The 15,932-nt window shown below is 65.2% G+C and carries 18 protein-coding genes; 3 read left to right on the top strand and 15 right to left on the bottom strand.

The window, feature by feature from the left end; translation table 11 throughout:
* Nucleotides 1–22 precede the first annotated feature (22 nt).
* Nucleotides 23–940, top strand: coding sequence for a LysR substrate-binding domain-containing protein (locus ACVIIW_RS13995; RefSeq protein ID WP_456701290.1), 918 nt, complete (start codon nucleotides 23–25; stop codon nucleotides 938–940).
* Between the two features lie 4 nt (nucleotides 941–944).
* Here ACVIIW_RS13995 and ACVIIW_RS13990 read toward each other — a convergent pair whose 3' ends face one another.
* Genes ACVIIW_RS13990 through ACVIIW_RS13955 form a run of 8 tightly spaced genes read right to left on the bottom strand, consistent with a single transcriptional unit; the run spans nucleotide 945 to nucleotide 8,728 of the window.
* The gene (locus ACVIIW_RS13990; protein WP_456701289.1) at nucleotides 945–2,075 is read right to left on the bottom strand and encodes an NAD(P)/FAD-dependent oxidoreductase; all 1,131 of its coding nucleotides are present in this window, start codon (nucleotides 2,073–2,075) and stop codon (nucleotides 945–947) included.
* Complete coding sequence (locus ACVIIW_RS13985) at nucleotides 2,072–3,490, bottom strand: FAD-dependent oxidoreductase (RefSeq protein WP_456701288.1); 1,419 nt, start codon at nucleotides 3,488–3,490, stop codon at nucleotides 2,072–2,074. The genes ACVIIW_RS13990 and ACVIIW_RS13985 overlap by 4 nt, the downstream gene beginning before the upstream one ends.
* A complete protein-coding gene (locus ACVIIW_RS13980) occupies nucleotides 3,487–3,783 on the bottom strand; it encodes a (2Fe-2S)-binding protein (protein ID WP_456701287.1) in 297 nt (98 codons plus the stop codon). The genes ACVIIW_RS13985 and ACVIIW_RS13980 overlap by 4 nt, the downstream gene beginning before the upstream one ends.
* Before the next feature lie 19 nt (nucleotides 3,784–3,802).
* Entirely contained in the window at nucleotides 3,803–4,939 is a 1,137-nt protein-coding gene (locus tag ACVIIW_RS13975; RefSeq protein ID WP_456701286.1) for an NAD(P)/FAD-dependent oxidoreductase, read from the bottom strand.
* A gap of 8 nt (nucleotides 4,940–4,947) precedes the next feature.
* A complete protein-coding gene (locus tag ACVIIW_RS13970; protein WP_456701285.1) occupies nucleotides 4,948–5,754 on the bottom strand; it encodes an ABC transporter permease in 807 nt (268 codons plus the stop codon).
* Nucleotides 5,751–6,626 carry an ABC transporter permease gene (locus ACVIIW_RS13965; RefSeq protein WP_456701284.1) on the bottom strand — a complete coding sequence of 292 codons (876 nt, stop codon included), beginning with the start codon at nucleotides 6,624–6,626 and terminating at the stop codon, nucleotides 5,751–5,753. The genes ACVIIW_RS13970 and ACVIIW_RS13965 overlap by 4 nt, the downstream gene beginning before the upstream one ends.
* Nucleotides 6,623–7,663 carry an ABC transporter ATP-binding protein gene (locus ACVIIW_RS13960; RefSeq protein ID WP_456701283.1) on the bottom strand — a complete coding sequence of 347 codons (1,041 nt, stop codon included), beginning with the start codon at nucleotides 7,661–7,663 and terminating at the stop codon, nucleotides 6,623–6,625. Before ACVIIW_RS13960 ends, ACVIIW_RS13965 begins: the two co-directional genes overlap by 4 nt.
* Nucleotides 7,664–7,690: 27 nt before the next feature.
* On the bottom strand, nucleotides 7,691–8,728 hold the full coding sequence (locus ACVIIW_RS13955; protein ID WP_456701282.1) for an ABC transporter substrate-binding protein: 1,038 nt from the start codon (nucleotides 8,726–8,728) through the stop codon (nucleotides 7,691–7,693).
* 265 nt (nucleotides 8,729–8,993) lie between these two features.
* Between ACVIIW_RS13955 and ACVIIW_RS13950 the strand changes: the two genes are divergently transcribed.
* Both ACVIIW_RS13950 and ACVIIW_RS13945 read left to right on the top strand, forming a co-directional pair.
* Nucleotides 8,994–9,908 carry a LysR substrate-binding domain-containing protein gene (locus ACVIIW_RS13950; protein ID WP_456701281.1) on the top strand — a complete coding sequence of 305 codons (915 nt, stop codon included), beginning with the start codon at nucleotides 8,994–8,996 and terminating at the stop codon, nucleotides 9,906–9,908.
* A 44-nt stretch (nucleotides 9,909–9,952) separates the two neighbouring features.
* On the top strand, nucleotides 9,953–10,657 hold the full coding sequence (locus tag ACVIIW_RS13945) for a type 1 glutamine amidotransferase (protein ID WP_456701280.1): 705 nt from the start codon (nucleotides 9,953–9,955) through the stop codon (nucleotides 10,655–10,657).
* 41 nt (nucleotides 10,658–10,698) lie between these two features.
* Here ACVIIW_RS13945 and ACVIIW_RS13940 read toward each other — a convergent pair whose 3' ends face one another.
* From ACVIIW_RS13940 to ACVIIW_RS13910, 7 genes are all read right to left on the bottom strand, one after another.
* The gene (locus tag ACVIIW_RS13940; RefSeq protein WP_456701279.1) at nucleotides 10,699–11,166 is read right to left on the bottom strand and encodes a nuclear transport factor 2 family protein; all 468 of its coding nucleotides are present in this window, start codon (nucleotides 11,164–11,166) and stop codon (nucleotides 10,699–10,701) included.
* 78 nt (nucleotides 11,167–11,244) lie between these two features.
* Nucleotides 11,245–11,694, bottom strand: coding sequence for a tol-pal system-associated acyl-CoA thioesterase (ybgC, locus tag ACVIIW_RS13935; RefSeq protein ID WP_456701278.1), 450 nt, complete (start codon nucleotides 11,692–11,694; stop codon nucleotides 11,245–11,247).
* 68 nt (nucleotides 11,695–11,762) lie between these two features.
* A complete protein-coding gene (locus tag ACVIIW_RS13930) occupies nucleotides 11,763–12,686 on the bottom strand; it encodes a metallophosphoesterase (RefSeq protein ID WP_456701277.1) in 924 nt (307 codons plus the stop codon).
* 130 nt (nucleotides 12,687–12,816) lie between these two features.
* Nucleotides 12,817–13,851, bottom strand: coding sequence for a Holliday junction branch migration DNA helicase RuvB (gene ruvB, locus ACVIIW_RS13925; protein WP_456705150.1), 1,035 nt, complete (start codon nucleotides 13,849–13,851; stop codon nucleotides 12,817–12,819).
* A 20-nt stretch (nucleotides 13,852–13,871) separates the two neighbouring features.
* Nucleotides 13,872–14,489 carry a Holliday junction branch migration protein RuvA gene (gene ruvA / locus ACVIIW_RS13920; RefSeq protein ID WP_456701276.1) on the bottom strand — a complete coding sequence of 206 codons (618 nt, stop codon included), beginning with the start codon at nucleotides 14,487–14,489 and terminating at the stop codon, nucleotides 13,872–13,874.
* A complete protein-coding gene (gene ruvC / locus ACVIIW_RS13915) occupies nucleotides 14,486–15,013 on the bottom strand; it encodes a crossover junction endodeoxyribonuclease RuvC (protein ID WP_456701275.1) in 528 nt (175 codons plus the stop codon). The genes ruvA and ruvC overlap by 4 nt, the downstream gene beginning before the upstream one ends.
* 79 nt (nucleotides 15,014–15,092) lie before the next feature.
* Nucleotides 15,093–15,839 carry a YebC/PmpR family DNA-binding transcriptional regulator gene (locus tag ACVIIW_RS13910; protein WP_456701274.1) on the bottom strand — a complete coding sequence of 249 codons (747 nt, stop codon included), beginning with the start codon at nucleotides 15,837–15,839 and terminating at the stop codon, nucleotides 15,093–15,095.
* Nucleotides 15,840–15,932: the final 93 nt, after the last annotated feature.

Here is a 15,932-nt window from a genome sequence, read left to right as displayed (position 1 = left end):
AAGACATCACCATGGTGAATGTGTGTCGTTCCGTGCGCTCGACCTCAACCTGCTGAAAGTCTTCGAGGCGCTGATGACCGAGGGCAGCGTCACGCGCGCCGCGAGCGTGTTGACGATGACGCAGCCTGCCGTCAGCAATGCACTCGCGCGCCTACGCGATGCGCTCGGTGATCCCCTGTTCGTACGGTCAGGCACCGGGATCCGTCCGACGCAACGCGCCGTGGTGTTGTGGGAGCCGATCGGCGAAGCGCTGGAGCGCGTGCGCGGGGCGCTCGACGAGCAGGTGTTCGATCCGGGCCGCGCCCAGACCCAGTTCACGCTTTCGATGTCGGACTATGTGGCTTCGCTGGTCATGCCGGACCTGCTGAACCATCTCGGCCAGGTCGCACCGAAGGCGCGCATCCACACCGTCCCCAACACCGTCGTGGAGATCGCCGACCAGCTCGAGGACAACAGGGTCGACTGCGTCTTGAGCGTCTATGTCAACGAGGCGCAGCAACCGGCTGCCATCCGCTCGCGCTCGCTGTGGACCGTGGAATATGCCTGCTTCATGCGGCGCGGCCATCCGCTGGCCGCAGGCAAGCGGCTCGGCTCGCGCGCCTTTCTCAACGCCCGTCACATCGATGTGAGCCTCGCGGGAAGGACGCAGCCGTCTTACGATCTCTTCCTTGCCTCACGCGGGCTGTCGCGCAATCTGGTGGCGACCGTCAACCATTACAGCGCGGCCTACGAGATCGTGCGGCAGTCCGATCTCATCGCCGTGCTGCCGCGCGATCTCCGCTCGGAGTCCCGCCATGCGCCGTTCCTGCACGCGATGCCGCTTCCGCTCCAGGCGCCGCCGCGCATCGTCAGCCTGTTCTGGCATCAGCGCAACGACACTGTCCCCGCGCAGCGCTGGCTGCGCGAGACCCTGGTCGGGATGTTCGCGAGGTCGGAGTGAGCGATCAGCGCTTCAGCGGAGCCGGGGCATGGAATCGGTCGATGCCGAGATCCGTGATTCGAGTCTGGGTGCCGCCATTGACGATCAGCTCCGCCATCACCGCCCCGGCGCCGGGGCCGAGCTGGAAGCCATGCAGCGAGAAGCCGAACTGGTGATAGAGGCCCTTGTGGCGCAAGCTCGGCCCGAACACGGGAATGTCGTCCTTCATCCTGGCCTCGATGCCGGCCCACGCGCGCACGATGGTGGCGCTGCGCATCACCGGAAACAGCTCGAACACCGTGCGTGCACTGATCGCGAGCCCCTTCCAGTCCAGCACCGTCTCGTTGCGGTCCTGGTAAGGCGTTGCCAGATGGCCGCCGCCGATCAGCACCGTGCCGTTGGAGAACTGCTTGAACGAGAGCTTGCGCCCCCGCAGGATCACGACGGGATCGATGAAATGCGGCACGCGCGACGTGATCATCAGCATCGGCGCCACCGTCTCGACCGGCACCGCCTCGCCGAGCGCGGCCGCGATCTTTCCGGCCCAGGCTCCGGCGGCATTGACCAGTACCGGCGCGGCAAAGGCCTCGGTGCCGACGTCGACGTGCCAGAGCCCCCCGCTGTACCTGATGTTGCTGGCCGCAATGCCCTCGCGCACGGTCGCGCCGAGCCGCTCGGCCTTGCGCCGGAACGCCGTCGTTGTCTGCGCCGGATTGGCCGCGCCGTCGCGCCGCGAGACGACGCCGCCGGGACAGGTCTCGGCCACGGCCGGTACGAGGCGCCGCAGTTCGGCCGCGTCGATCAGCTCTTCATGGGTGAAGCCGAGCGCATTGAGTTCGGCGACGCGGGTGCGGCAGACCGCGAGCTCCTCCGCGTTCTCCGCGACCAGAACCTGGCCATGGCTCTCAAAACTGCAATCGTCGTCGAGGAGCTCGGTGATCTTTTCCCAGATCCCCATCGAGCGGATCGAGAGCGGGATTTCGGGGACATGGCGCGCAAGCTGGCGGACCCCGCCGGCATTGACGCCCGAAGCGTGGCGGCCGGCATAATCCTTCTCGATCAGCACCGGCTTCAGGCCGGCGAGACACAGGTGCAGCGCGGTCGAGCATCCGTGGATGCCGCCACCGACGACGATCGCATCCACGTTTGCAGTCATCCGCGCACCACGGCCTTGATGTCGTCCTCCGTTTTAGGAACGGCGGCGAGCTCGGCGAGCGTGATCGGCTTGACCGGCGCGCGCAGCCGGTAATAGCCGATCTCCTGCGGGGTTTTTCCGCGCGCCTGCGCCATCAGCTCGGTCACGGTGAGGCCGCACAGCCGGCCCTGGCACGGCCCCATGCCGGTGCGACGATAGGCCTTGAGCTGGTTCGGTCCGGTCGCGCCGATCGCAACGGAATCGAGAACGTCCTTTGCTGTGACCTCCTCGCAGCGGCAAACGATGGTATCGCCCGAAGGAATGCGAAACTGCGGCGCCGGGCGGAACAACGTGTCGAGGAACACGCGACCGCGCTCGGCCTTGGCGAGATCCGAACGGAGCGCCGCCATTGCGGGGAGCTTCGCAGCGGACGCAGGCACCAGCGACTCCGCCGCGGCGCGTGCCGCGATGAGGCCGCGCACGACCGCGACATTGGCGCCGCCGATGCCAGCGCCATCACCGGCGATCGCGATGCCGGCCACCGACGAATTGCCGTTCGTGTCCAACACGGGCGACCAGCACAATTGCAGATCGTCCCAGCGATGCTCGACGCCTGCGGACATCGCCAGGTTGACGTTGGGCACAACGCCCTGATGCAGCAGCAGCAGATCGGCCGGAACAGTCTCGCGCTTGCCGCCCGCGACGTAGCTCACGCTGGCGAGCTGGCCATCACCGGCCCCTGCAAGCTCCGTGGTGCCGGAGATGACCTGCACCTTGGCTTTCACCTCGCGCATCATCGACAGGCCCTTGCTGAAATAGGGCGAGGTCAGGAAGGCCAAGGCGTGAGGCAGCGCGGCAAAGTAATTGCCGCGCTCGGTGGTGTCGAGAATGCGGTCGATGCGGCCGCCGAGGCGCAGGATCTGTGCGGCGAGTAGCCACAGCAGCGGCCCCTGCCCCGCGATCACGGTGCGCCCGTCAGGTACCAGGGCCGACGATTTCAACATCGTCTGCGCGGCACCCGCCGTCATCACACCCGGCAATGTCCAGCCGGGGATCGGAAACGGCCGCTCCAGCGCGCCGGTTGCAAGGATCACGCGCTTGGCCTTGACGAAGGCGGACGTGCCCCCAATCGAAACGGCGAGATCGAGATTACGATCGAGGCTCCAGACGGTAGCCCGATGGATGACCTCGGCGTTGGTCGCGCGCAATGACTGCACGAGATCCGTACCGGCCCAATAGTCGGCGCCGAGTTGATCGCGCGCGGTCACGGGCGTGGAGTCGATGGCACGAAACACCTGGCCGCCGGGGCCGGCGTTCTCGTCGAGCAGCAGCGTGGACAGGCCAGCCTGGGCCGATGTCGCAGCCGCGGCGAGGCCGGCGGGCCCGGCGCCGATCACCACGACGTCGTAGGTTTCGCGCTTGGGAGCGACGCTCATCTTCCGATCTCCCGCTTGCCCTTCTGGATCTCGATCTGCATGCCCTCGCCGACGGGCACGAGGCAGCCCTGGCGATTGCCGACACCGTCGATGGTGACGAGGCAGTCGAAGCACACGCCCATCATGCAATAGGGCAGACGCGGTGCGCCGCTCACCGCGGTCGAGCGGCGCACGTCGCGGTCGGATGCCAGCAGCGCGGCGGAGACGGTGTCGCCCTGGCGCGCGGTGACGGCAACACCGTCAACGAAGATCTGTACCGGCGGCCGCTCGTCCTGTTCGGATCGTCGAAACATCTTGGTTCCTTCAATAGTTCTAGTAGCCGCTGTTGTTCAGCGCGCCCGCGCCACCGAAGCGGCTTGCCGAAAATGCGCCGACCAGCTCCGGTTCGAGCGCGCCTTGCGCAACCATGCGCGCGACCTCGAAGGCGTGGTTGGAGGCCAGCGTCACGCCGGAATGGCAGCAGGCGACGAAGGCCCCGGGATGCGTCTCCGACTGGTCGTAGATCGGAAAACCATCCTGCGGCATGACGCGGATGCCGGCCCAGCTCCTGACCACGTTGAGCCGCGACAGATGCGGGAACATGCGCTGGGCGCGATCGGCCATCACGCCACTGATCGACGGCTTCAACGTGCGATCATCCAGCTCGTCCTCCTTGCTGTCGCCGATCATCACCGTGCCTTCATCGGTCTGGCGGATCGTGGTCAGCGGATGCGGCAGGAACGGCATGGTGCGTTCGGTCACCACGACCTGGCCGCGGGTCGGCCCCATCGGCGCCGAGAGGCCGACCATCGGCGCCAGCGTCTGGTTGGCATTGCCGGCGGCGAGCACGACCTTGGCAGCGCGCAGCTCGCCCTTCGGGGTGGTCAGGCGGAATTCGCCGCCGCTCTTGCTGATCGCCGAAACCGGCTGCTCCGGGAAATAGTCAAGGCCGAATTCCCTGAACCCGGTATGGAAGGCGCGGAACGTGCGCAGCGAATTGACGTGGCCATCGAGCGGACAATAGCTGCCGCCGGAAACTTCGGGGCCGATCAGCGGCAGCGACTTCTTCACCTCGGAGGCCGACAGCATCTCCATCTTGTAGTCGGCCGCGCCCGTCTGGTTGTGCATGCGCTTGACGAGCTCGGTGCGCTGGCCGAATTCGTCATCGCCGAGCGTGAGATGAAAGCCGCCATTCTGCTGGAGCGAGACATCGAGTCCCGTCTGCTGCTTCAGCTCCGACGCAAGCCGACCCCAAGCTTGCGAAGCCTGAACGGTCCAGACCGTGTAGGCCGGCATGCCGAGGCCCTTGCTCTGCACCCAGACCAGCGCAAAATTCGCGCGTGAGGCGCGCTTGGCGACGTCGCCCTCGTCGAGCACGGCCACGCTCTTGCCGAGCCGGCCGAGGCCCCAGGCAATAGCGGAGCCGAGCAATCCGCCGCCGACCACGGCGACGTCGTATTCAGTTCGCATAGGTTCTCCTATCGTCCCGTGTCGCCCTTGCCGGCGAGCACGCGGTCGAGCCCGTAGAAGCGGTCGAGCAGAATCAGGGCGGTCATGGTCACAGCGATCACGCAAGCCGAGACCGACGTCACCAGCGGATCGATGTTGTCCTGAATATAAAGGAACATGCGCACGGGCAATGTCTCGGTGCCGGGCGCCGCAAGAAAGACGGTCATGGTGAGATCGTCGAACGACTGGATGAAGGCGAGCGCCCAGCCGCTGATCACGCCGGGCAGGATCAGCGGCAGCGTGACCCGCCGGAACAGCGTCCAGCCACCGGCGCCAAGCGAGACCGCGGCCATCTCGACGGTGCGGTCCATACCGGTCGCGGCCGCCAGCGTCAGCCGCAGCGCGAACGGAAACACGATGATGACATGCGCGATGATCAGCGCAGCGAAGCTGCCACCCAATCCAGCCGACGTGAAGAAGCGCAGGAACGCGATGCCGAGCACGACATGCGGAATCATCAGCGGTGATAGAAACAGCGCCGCAAGCGCGTCACGTCCGCGAAAACGATAGCGCGCGATTGCGAGCGCCGCAGGTACCGCGAACGACAGGGCCACGAAAGACGACAGCGCGCCGAGGCCGAGACTGATCCAGAAGGCATGGATGAATTCCGGATAGTCCGCAATCGCCCTGAACCAGCGCAGCGAAAAGCCGCTGGTCGGCAGCGACAGGAAGCCTTCGGGGGTGAAGGCGACGAGGCAGACCACCAGAATCGGCGCCACCATCACGATGACGAAGACGGCGTGGAAGATCAGCGCCAGCGGGCCGTTCCGCCTCATCGGAACACCTCCGCATAGCGGCGCTCGATCAGCGCATTGCTACCGACCACGATCAACACCAGCGCGACCAGCAGGAGTGTCGCGACCGCTGCGCCCAGAGGCCAGTTCAACGTATTGAGGAATTCGTCATAGGCGAGCGTCGCCGCGACCTTGAGGCGGCGGCCGCCGATGATCGCAGGTGTCGCGAAGGCGCTGGCCGAAAGCGAGAACACGATGATCGCGCCCGACAGCACGCCCGGCATGATCTGCGGCATGATGATGCGGCGGATGATCGTGACGGGGCCGGCGCCGAGCGACATCGCCGCATTCTCGATCTGCGGGTCGAGCCGCTGCAGCGCGGCCCACACCGAGAGCACCATGAACGGCATCATGACATGCGCGAGCGCGACGACCATACCGGTTTCGGTGAACATGAAGGGAATGGGGGAGCGGATTGCGCCGAGCGACATCAGGAGCTTGTTGACGAGGCCGTTGTTGCCGCCGAACAGCAGCGCCCAGCCGAGCGTGCGTGCCACCACGGAGATCAGCAGGGGTCCGAGAATCACGAGCAGGAAAAAGCTCTTCCAGCGGCCGCTCATGCGGTTGAGGATGTAGGCCTCGGGCGCGCCGAGCAATGCGGTCAGGAGCGTAGTCAGGACCGCGACCCGAAACGTCCGCCAGAACATCTCGGCGTAGTAGGGGTCGGTCGCTATCTCTTTCCAGTTCTTGAGGATGAAGACGGGTTCGATACCTTTGTACTGGCCCCAATCGTGGAATGACAAGATGACGGTCATCGCCAGCGGGATCAGCAACACGCCGACGAACAGCATCAGAGCAGGCGCGGTCAACGCCCAAGGCGCTCGCGCATTTCGCTCCTGGGCGGACGCGCTCATGCGAGGCTTCTCGCACGCACGCTCATGTCCTCCGGACGCCAGACGAGACGGACCGCCTCCCCCTCGTTCGGCTGCGGCTTGCCGTCATTCTGGCGGATCACGATCGCGGGACCGCATTCGCCGTCGCACTGGAACAGCCAATGATTGCCCTGGAAGATGCGCGTGATGATTTTTGCGCTGAGGCCGGCATCGCCAAAGCCAATCCTTTCAGGGCGAATGCTGACGGTGACAGGCCCGTTGAGCCCAACCGGCGCCGGCGCGCTCCAGGAGCCCGCGACCACCTTTGCTGGCGTCGCCGTCCGATCGATCGTCGCAGCAAAATCGTTGGTCTTGCCGAGGAATTGCGACACGAAGGCCGAAGCAGGCCTCTCATAGGTCTCCTGCGGCGTGCCGATCTGCGCTATCTTGCCCTGGCTCATCACGACGATGCGGTCGGACAGCGACATCGCCTCGTTCTGATCATGGGTGACGAGGATCGTCGTGGTGCCGATGGTGCGCTGGATCTGGCGCAGCTCGATCTGCATCTCCTCGCGCAGTTTTGCGTCGAGGTTCGACAGCGGCTCGTCGAGCAGCAGCACGCTCGGCTTGATCACCAGCGCACGCGCCAGCGCCACGCGCTGCTGCTGGCCGCCGGACATGCGGCGGGGATGACGATCCTCGTAGCCGCCAAGTCCGACCATGGCCAGCGCGGCGCGAACACGCTCGGCCTTTTCGGCGCGCGGCACGTTGCGCATCTCGAGGCCGAAGGCGACGTTCTCCGCCGCCGTCATGTGCGGAAACAGCGCGTAGCTCTGGAACACGATGCCGAGCCCGCGCCTGGCCGGAGGGATGGCGGCGAGATCCTTGTCTTCCAGGCGGATCGCGCCGCGCGTGGGATCGAGAAAGCCAGCGATCATCTGTAGCGTCGTGGTCTTGCCGCAGCCGGAGGGGCCAAGGAAGGAGATGAACTCCCCCTTGCCCACGGTCAGACTGAAGTCATCGACCACAGTCATCGCACCGAACTGTTTTGCGACCCGGTCGAGCTCGAGATAGACCATGAGCTGTCTCCGCTTCGGACGATCAGATCAGCGCTCGACCTCGCGATTCCAGCGCTTGGTCCATTCCTCGCGCTTCTCGTTGATGACAGTCCAGTCCGGATTATAGAGCTTTGCCGCCCGCTCGCCGATCGGCGCCATCTTGCCGAGCTCCGGTGGCACCTTCAGCGATTTCAGCACCGGGCCGTAGCCGTAATCCTTGAGCATCACCAGCTGGATTTTGGGATCGAGCAGCATTTTCACGAAGCTCGACGCCAACGGCGAGGCGCTCGGCTTGTTGATCGGGCACGCCGTCGTCAGCAGCGTCGCAGCACCTTCCTTCGGGTAGACGAAGTCGACGGGGAAACCGGTATTGGCAAAACTCTGCACGCGGCCGGTGCCCCACACCGCGATGACCGCCTGGCCGGACTGGAACAGTTCGGTCATCTTGCCCGGCGACGGCTCATAGGCGAGCACATTGGGGTTGATTTGTTCCTTGAAGATCTTGAAGCCGGACTCGACGTTGCTCTCGCCGCCACCGTTCATCTTCGACAGCATCACCAGCGCTTCGAGACCATAGGTGTTGTTGATCGGCGGGATCACGAGCTGTTTGGCGTATTTCGTGTCCTTGAGGTCATTCCACGACGTCGGCGGCGCCCAGCCTTTCTCGGCGAACACCTTGGTGTTGTACATCAGCCCGGTCGCGACGATGCCGACCGCGACCGCACGATCATCCTTGAAGCGCGCGGTGTCGTAGAGATCGGCGGCCGGCAGGCCCTCGAGCTTGCCGCAGAAGCCGAGCTGGATTGCCTGATACATCGGACCATCGTCGACGATGGCCACGTCGATCTGCTGGTTACCCTTCTGCGCCTGAAGCTTGGCCAGCGTGTCGGTGGAGTTGCCGGCGACGTACTCGACCTTGACGTTGTTCTCCTTCTCGAAGGTCGGGATCACCTCATCGCGGATGGTCTTCTCGAATGAGCCGCCATAGCCGGCGACATAGAGCGTCTTTTGTTGGGCGGAGACGGCCGACGGGAAGACGATGAGCGCTGCGAGGCTGACCGCGGTCAGAAGGCTGGAAGTCTTCATGGGGACCGATCTCCAATACCGGAATGAGGTGACGTGCCGAAAAATCCCTGGCTGAAGCGGGTGGCCGTGTTTCCTTCTGCGCCCTCCCGCAGCAGGGCTCCTGCGTTGCGGGTTGGGGCGCGATCTGGAGGTTGGAACGCCTCCAAGCTGCCGAAAAAGCGGGCCGTCTCCAGTCCTGATGAAAAAGATCGCAAACCACGACTTCCATCGTCCAATGAATAATGGCAACCTTTGCATGCTTGAATGTTATGAATGGATTTTTGGGATGGCGCGGATCAATTCGCGGCAGGTGGAAGCGTTTCGGGCGACGATGCTGACCGGCAGCGTGACCGAGGCGGCGGCGCTGATGACGGTGACACAACCAGCGGTGAGCCGGTTGCTGCGCGACCTCCAGGCGCTGTTGAAAATGGAGCTGTTCGAGCGGCGCGGCACGGGTCTGGTGCCGACCGCTGCGGCGATGGCGCTTTATACCGAGGTCGAGCGGTCCTTCGTCGGCCTCGAACGCATCAGCGCAGCAGCGGAGGAAATCCGCAGCCGTCGCACCGGCTCGCTGCGGATCGCGGCCCTGCCGGCGCTGTCGAACGGCTATCTGCCGCGGCTGACAGGTCATTTCCTAAAGGAACGGCCGAATCTCAACCTCGCCTTCTTCGGCGTGATCTCGCCGATCGTGGTCGACTGGGTGCTGAACAATCAGTGCGATGTCGGCTTTGCCGAGGTGCCGATCGCGCATTCCGGCTTGCCGAGCCAGAAGCTTCCCGCACCCGCACGTGTCGCGGTGCTGCCCACAGGACATCGCCTCGCCGAGAAGCAAGTGCTGGAGCCGCGGGACTTCGAGGGCGAGACCTTCATCTCGCTGTCATCAGGCTCGTCGAGCCGGCACCTCGTCGACCAGGTCTTCCATCGTCACGACGTCCGCCGCGTGCTGCGCGTGGAGACGGCGCTGTCCGAGATCATGTGCGGCCTGGTGTCGTCAGGTCTTGGCGTCGCGATCTGCGATCCCTTCACCGCGCAGGAGTTCTCCACGCGCGGCGTCGTCGTGCGCCGCTTCCTGCCGCGCATCGACTTCGAGTTTTCAGCCGTGTTTCCCGCGCAGCGCAGCCCCTCGCCGGTGGCGCTCGATCTGGTCGAGACGATGCGCAAGTCGCTCGCGGAGTTCGACGCCCGACCCGCGTCGGGATGATCGAACGCTTGCAGAGAGAAAGCCGATCTCCTACCTGAGGACACATGGCACGCATCACCATCATCGAGACCGGGCAGGTCCCGCCAAAATATCGTGAGCGACACGGCTCATTCCCGGACATGTTCGAGCGCATGGTTCGCGCCGAGGATCCATCAGCCGCGGTCGACATCGTCAGCATCCCGAACGGCGATGCGCTGCCCGATCCGGGCAAGCTCGAGGCCGTGCTGATCACCGGTGCCGCCGCCGGCGTCTATGACGGCCTCGACTGGATCGCACCGCTGGAAGATTTCGTACGCAGCGCCTACGCCAGCAGAACGCCGATGGTCGGCGTCTGCTTCGGTCACCAGCTGATCGCGCAGGCACTCGGCGGGACCGTACGCAAATCGGACAAGGGCTGGGGCATCGGCCGGCACGTCTATCGCGTGCTACCGGACAACGGCGTCGTCGATGGCGAAGCGGTTGCCATTGCCTGCTCGCATCAGGACCAGGTGATCGAAGCGCCCGCCGGTGCGCTGACTATCCTCTCGTCGGAATTCACCCCGCATGCCGGCCTGCTCTACGCCAACGGCGCGACGCTGACGGTGCAGCCGCATCCGGAGTTCGATGTGGCGTTCGCGGAAGTATGCTGCGAACTGCGCGAGGGCAAGGCGCCGGATGATGTTGTTGCCAAGGCAAGGGCGTCGCTGGCAGAGCCGATGGACAGCGCGAAGCTCGGCGGCGCGATTACGAGGTTTTTGGCGAGGCGCTGATTTCACCTCGCCCCCGCTTGCGGGAGAGGGAGAGGCGCAATTCAGAACGGATCCGTCCCCAGCCCCGGCACATCAGCCGGCCGCGGCCCCGGCGCTGCCCAGTGAAAGCGGCGGTCCGTCTTGGAAATCGCGATGTCGTTGATCGAGGCCTCGCGCCGCCGCATCAGGCCGTGCTCGTCGAACTCCCACTGCTCGTTGCCGTAGGAGCGATACCACTGGCCACTGGCGTCGTGCCATTCATACTGGAAGCGCACCGCGATGCGGTTTTGGTCGAACGCCCAGAGATCCTTGATCAGGCGATAGTCCTGCTCCTTCTCCCATTTTCGGGTAAGGAAGGCGACGATGGCCTCGCGGCCCTGAAACACTTCCGAGCGATTGCGCCAGCGGCTGTCCTCCGTATAGGCGAGCGAGACCCGCACCGGATCGCGTGAATTCCAGGCATCTTCGGCCATCCGCGCCTTTTGCGCAGCGGTGTCTCGGGTGAAGGGCGGAAGCGGCGGGCGCGACATTGTGGCCTCATCGGTTGATCCGGACCGCAATCTATTCCTGCTTGCGACGGAGTCGATAGGGCATCCCCTATCGGGCGATCACGAAATCAGATCGGCCTTCATCAGCCTGCGGATCGATTTCGGGATCGGCTGCGCCCGGCCGCCGCTGATGAAGGCGACGCGCACCTCAGCCTTGACCAGCAGCTCCTCACCGCGCCGCACCTCCTGCGCCAGCATGATCGACGCGCCCTTCACCGCAACCGGCCAGGTCACGACATCGAGCACATCGTCCATCCGCGCGGGCTTGAGGAAATCGAGATGCATCGAGCGCACGACGAAAGCGAAGCCTGCGCCTTCGGTTTCGACCTGCTCGAACAGCGCCTGCTGCTCGGCGCCCATCAACCTGAGATGATTGGTGCGCCCACGCTCCATGTAGCGCAGGTAATTGGCGTGATACACGATGCCTGAGAAATCCGTGTCCTCGTAATAGACGCGGACCTGCATGTGGTGGCGGCCGTCGCGGATCTCGCCGTCGAGATGGGCTGTCACGTCGCGAGCCTCTTCCCTTGTAGCTACCGGCCCGTTGTGCGCAAAAACGCCCGGCCGCGCAAGCGCGGCTAGGACACAATTGCGGCCGGCGCCCGTCCCAAGGTCACCTCGACGATCTCGGGCGGCACGCCGACGCGGACCGGCACGATGCTGCAACCGAGACCGCCGGAAACGACGACGTCGCATTTCAGCCGAAAGTGGCCGTAAACGAGTTGCGCGGCATATTCCGGCGGAAGCGCGGGCGACCAGCCGAACAGGCGGACCTGGCCGCCATGGGTGTGGCCGGACAGCTGCAGCGCGACGCGCGCGGGCACGCGCCAGGCGATGTTGGGCTCGTGCGCGAGCAGGATCACGGGCGCATCGTCGGTGATCCTCGCCAGCGTCGCCGTGAGATCGTCGGCGCCAAAGCTCCGCGCGCGACCGTAGCGTTGGGCGGGCGCGTAGGCGAGCTGATCGCCGAGACCGGCGAGCCAGAACGAGCGGCCGTCCTTGGTGAGGCGCACGGCGTCGTTTTCATAGACGGGAATGCCGGCAGCCTGCAGCGCGCGTCGGGCAACCGGCACGCCCTGCCCGGCGCGCTGGACGACCTTGTCGTCCCAATAATCGTGATTGCCCAGGACGGCATGAATGCCGAGTGGCGCCTTGAGGCCGGTCAGCACCCTGGCCCATTCATCGGCCGCAACGAGCCGCGTGACATAATGGTGGCCGGCGACATAGTCGCCGAGCAGAACGACGAGATCGGGCTTGAGCGCGTTGGCCTGATCGACGATGGCCTCGATCCGCTCGAGCGACATCCAGGGCTCGCAGGCATGGATATCGGCGATCACGGCGATCCTGAGCGGAAAATCGGCGGGCCATTGCCGCGGAGCCGGGCGATAGCGGGTGATCCGTGGCCGCAGCTCCGGCTCAACGCCGACGCCGTAGGCGGCCGTCGAGAAGCCGAGCGCTGAGAGGCCGCCGACAGAACGGATGAGATGACGTCGAGAAATCATGGAAGCTTGCTCGTGATGCGCTTCCGTGATGCAGCTCGAATGGAGCGGAATTGGGGTGCGCTTGTGCAAATCATCTGCACAGAGATTACAGAAATTTCACGACGTCAGGAGCACTGCGCGAGCGCGCAGATCACTCGTCGGTTTCGTCCGAGCCGAACAGGCCGAACTGCGCCGCCGCATCCCGCGACGGTTCGGCGATGCCGAGATGGCGGAAGGCGTGCGAGGTGAGCAGCCGGCCGCGCGGGGTACGCTGCAGGTAGCCGCACTGAATGAGATACGGCTCGATGATGTCCTCGATCGCATCGCGCGGCTCTGACAATGCCGCCGCCATCGTCTCGACGCCCACTGGGCCGCCGCCATAGTTCATCGCGATCGTCGCGAGATAGCGGCGGTCCATGGCATCGAGGCCGGCGGCGTCGACTTCGAGCGCGCTCAGCGCGTGGTCGGCGATCTTGCGGTCGATCTTGTCGGCATCGGCCGCGGAGGCAAAATCGCGAACGCGGCGGAGCAGGCGGCCGGCGATGCGCGGCGTGCCGCGGGCGCGGCGCGCGATTTCGTTGGCGCCATCCGCGCTCATACCCACCTTGAGCACGCGCGCACCACGGCTGACGATGCTCTCCAGCTCCTCGATCGTATAGAAGTTGAGGCGGACGGGAATGCCGAAGCGGTCGCGCAGGGGATTGGTAAGCAGGCCGGCGCGCGTGGTGGCGCCGACGAGGGTGAATTTCGACAGCTCGATCTTGACCGAGCGAGCCGCCGGCCCCTCGCCGATGATGAGGTCGAGCTGAAAGTCCTCCATCGCCGGATAGAGCACCTCCTCCACCGCCGGACTGAGGCGATGGATCTCGTCGATGAAGAGCACGTCGCGCTCTTCGAGATTGGTCAAGAGCGCGGCGAGATCGCCGGCCTTGGCGATGACGGGACCCGACGTGGCGCGAAAGCCGACCCCCAGTTCCTTGGCGACGATCTGCGCCAGTGTGGTCTTGCCGAGACCGGGCGGGCCGACGAACAGCACATGATCCAGCGCCTCGCCGCGCTTGCGCGCCGCCTCGATGAAGATCGAGAGATTTTGGCGCGCCTGTTGTTGGCCGACGAAGTCGGACAAGGACTGCGGACGCAGTGCAGTGTCGCCGACATCGTCGCTGCGGCGCTCGGGCGAGACCATGCGGTTGGGCTTGGGATCGCTCACTTCGCGAGCTCCTTCAGGCCGAGGCGGATGAGCTGCGCCGTCTCGGCATTCTCACCCGCGCTGCGCGACGCGGATGCAATGGCCGCAGCGGCCTGCGGCTGGCCGTAGCCGAGATTGACCAGCGCGGAGATCGCGTCCGTCACCGGTCGTGGCGCGCGCTGCTCGTCGACTGCGCCGGCGAGATGCACGACCGCCGGATCGACATTGGCGAAGGCCGGCGCCTTGTCCTTCAACTCGGTGACGATACGCTCGGCCACCTTGGGCCCGACGCCGGGCGTTCGCGCGACAGCCGCCTTGTCACGCAGGGCAATCGCATTGGCGAGATCGGCCGGCGCCAGCGTGCCGAGCACGGCGAGCGCGACCTTGGCGCCGACGCCCTGCACGGTCTGGAGCAGGCGAAACCATTCGCGCTCGTGATCCGTGCGGAAGCCGAACAGTTTTATCTGATCCTCGCGGACATAGGTCTCGATCGACAATACAGCCGCTTCGCCCGGTGAGGGCAGATGCTGCAGCGTGCGTGCCGAGCAATGCACCTGATAGCCGACGCCGCCGACGTCGAGGAGAACGTAGTCCTCGCCGTAGGAATCGATCAGGCCCTTGAGCTTGCCGATCATAGTCCCGCGACCTTCAGCCGAAGCGCCGTGCTCTGGCGGTGATGGGCGTGCGTGATGGCGATGGCGAGCGCATCCGCGGCGTCCGCCGACGGCGGCTCGGCCTTGGGCAGCAGGATCTTCAGCATCATTGCGATCTGTTGCTTGTCGGCATGGCCGGCGCCGACCACGGTCTTCTTCACCTGGTTCGGCGCGTATTCGGCGACAGCGATGCCGAACATCGCGGGCGCGAGCATGGCGACGCCGCGAGCCTGGCCAAGTTTCAGCGTCGCGACGCCGTCCTTATTGACGAAGGTCTGCTCGACCGCGGCTTCCGTCGGCTGGTGACTGGAGAGAACGGCCGCAAGCCCCTCATGGATCGACAGCAGCCGGCTCGACAGCGGCAAATCGTGCGGCGGTTCCACTGAACCGCAGGCGACGTAGATGAGGCGGTTGCCCTCAGCCTCGATCACGCCCCAGCCGGTGCGGCGCAGGCCGGGGTCGATGCCGATGATGCGAACGGGTTGGCGAATCGGGAGCGCGGTCATGGGCCAGTGATAGCGGTTGGCCCATGATAGCGAAACACAAACGGAACAGAAGTAAACAGGGGAAAGGAGTTTCGCGTTCCTAGCCGCCCATCTTCGCGACCAGCGCGTCCGACACCTCGAAATTGGCGTAGACGTTCTGGACGTCGTCATGCTCGTTGAGCAGGTCCATCAGCTTCAACAGCTTCTCGCCGGTCTCATCGTCGACGGCGACCGTGTTCTGCGGTTTCCAGATCAACGCGGCCTTGCGCGGCTCGCCGAACTTGGCTTCCAGTGCCTTGGCGACGTCGCGATAACCTTCGGTCGAGGCGTAGATTTCGTGACCGCTCTCGCTCGAGACCACGTCGTCGGCGCCGGCCTCGATCGCGGCATCCAGCACCGAATCGTCGTCAGCGACGCTGCGGTCATATTCGATGATGCCGGTGCGATCGAACATGAAGGAGACCGAGCCGGTTTCGCCAAGATTGCCGCCGGACTTCGTGAAGAACGAACGGATGTCGGATGCGGCCCGGTTGCGATTGTCGGTCAGCGCCTCGACGATGACCGCGACGCCGCCGGGGCCATAGCCCTCGTAGCGGATCTCGTCATAGTTCTCGCCTTCGTTGCCAAGCGCCTTCTTGACCGCGCGCTCGATATTGTCCTTCGGCATGTTTTCCTGACGCGCCGCGATGATGGCCGCACGCAGGCGCGGGTTCATGTTGGGGTCGGGCGTGCCCAGCTTGGCCGCGACGGTGATTTCGCGCGCCAGCTTGCCGAACAGTTTTGACTTCTGCGCATCCTGCCGCCCCTTGCGGTGCATGATGTTCTTGAATTGGGAATGTCCGGCCATGCGTGATCTTCTCTAGGGAATCGTGCGCCAAAGGTGAGCGTGGGGAAGCGCGGGCCTTATAGGCCGCCAACCCACCGGAATGAAAGGGCCTCT

This window comes from Bradyrhizobium sp. USDA 4449, from assembly GCF_054056275.1.
Note: the sequence above shows the minus strand (reverse complement) of the source record. Positions and strands in the feature narration are given on the sequence as shown.

Excerpts from the sequence above, each read along its gene's own strand:
- ACVIIW_RS13990 (WP_456701289.1), bottom strand. The coding sequence starts at position 2,075 with ATGACTGCAAACGTGGATGCGATCGTCGTCGGTGGCGGCATCCACGGA.
- ACVIIW_RS13985 (WP_456701288.1), bottom strand. The coding sequence starts at position 3,490 with ATGAGCGTCGCTCCCAAGCGCGAAACCTACGACGTCGTGGTGATCGGC.
- ACVIIW_RS13980 (WP_456701287.1), bottom strand. The coding sequence starts at position 3,783 with ATGTTTCGACGATCCGAACAGGACGAGCGGCCGCCGGTACAGATCTTC.
- ACVIIW_RS13975 (WP_456701286.1), bottom strand. The coding sequence starts at position 4,939 with ATGCGAACTGAATACGACGTCGCCGTGGTCGGCGGCGGATTGCTCGGC.
- ACVIIW_RS13970 (WP_456701285.1), bottom strand. The coding sequence starts at position 5,754 with ATGAGGCGGAACGGCCCGCTGGCGCTGATCTTCCACGCCGTCTTCGTC.
- ACVIIW_RS13965 (WP_456701284.1), bottom strand. The coding sequence starts at position 6,626 with ATGAGCGCGTCCGCCCAGGAGCGAAATGCGCGAGCGCCTTGGGCGTTG.
- ACVIIW_RS13960 (WP_456701283.1), bottom strand. The coding sequence starts at position 7,663 with ATGGTCTATCTCGAGCTCGACCGGGTCGCAAAACAGTTCGGTGCGATG.
- ACVIIW_RS13955 (WP_456701282.1), bottom strand. The coding sequence starts at position 8,728 with ATGAAGACTTCCAGCCTTCTGACCGCGGTCAGCCTCGCAGCGCTCATC.
- ACVIIW_RS13950 (WP_456701281.1), top strand. The coding sequence starts at position 8,994 with ATGGCGCGGATCAATTCGCGGCAGGTGGAAGCGTTTCGGGCGACGATG.
- ACVIIW_RS13945 (WP_456701280.1), top strand. The coding sequence starts at position 9,953 with ATGGCACGCATCACCATCATCGAGACCGGGCAGGTCCCGCCAAAATAT.
- ACVIIW_RS13940 (WP_456701279.1), bottom strand. The coding sequence starts at position 11,166 with ATGTCGCGCCCGCCGCTTCCGCCCTTCACCCGAGACACCGCTGCGCAA.
- ACVIIW_RS13930 (WP_456701277.1), bottom strand. The coding sequence starts at position 12,686 with ATGATTTCTCGACGTCATCTCATCCGTTCTGTCGGCGGCCTCTCAGCG.
- ruvB (WP_456705150.1), bottom strand. The coding sequence starts at position 13,851 with ATGGTCTCGCCCGAGCGCCGCAGCGACGATGTCGGCGACACTGCACTG.
- ruvA (WP_456701276.1), bottom strand. The coding sequence starts at position 14,489 with ATGATCGGCAAGCTCAAGGGCCTGATCGATTCCTACGGCGAGGACTAC.
- ruvC (WP_456701275.1), bottom strand. The coding sequence starts at position 15,013 with ATGACCGCGCTCCCGATTCGCCAACCCGTTCGCATCATCGGCATCGAC.
- ACVIIW_RS13910 (WP_456701274.1), bottom strand. The coding sequence starts at position 15,839 with ATGGCCGGACATTCCCAATTCAAGAACATCATGCACCGCAAGGGGCGG.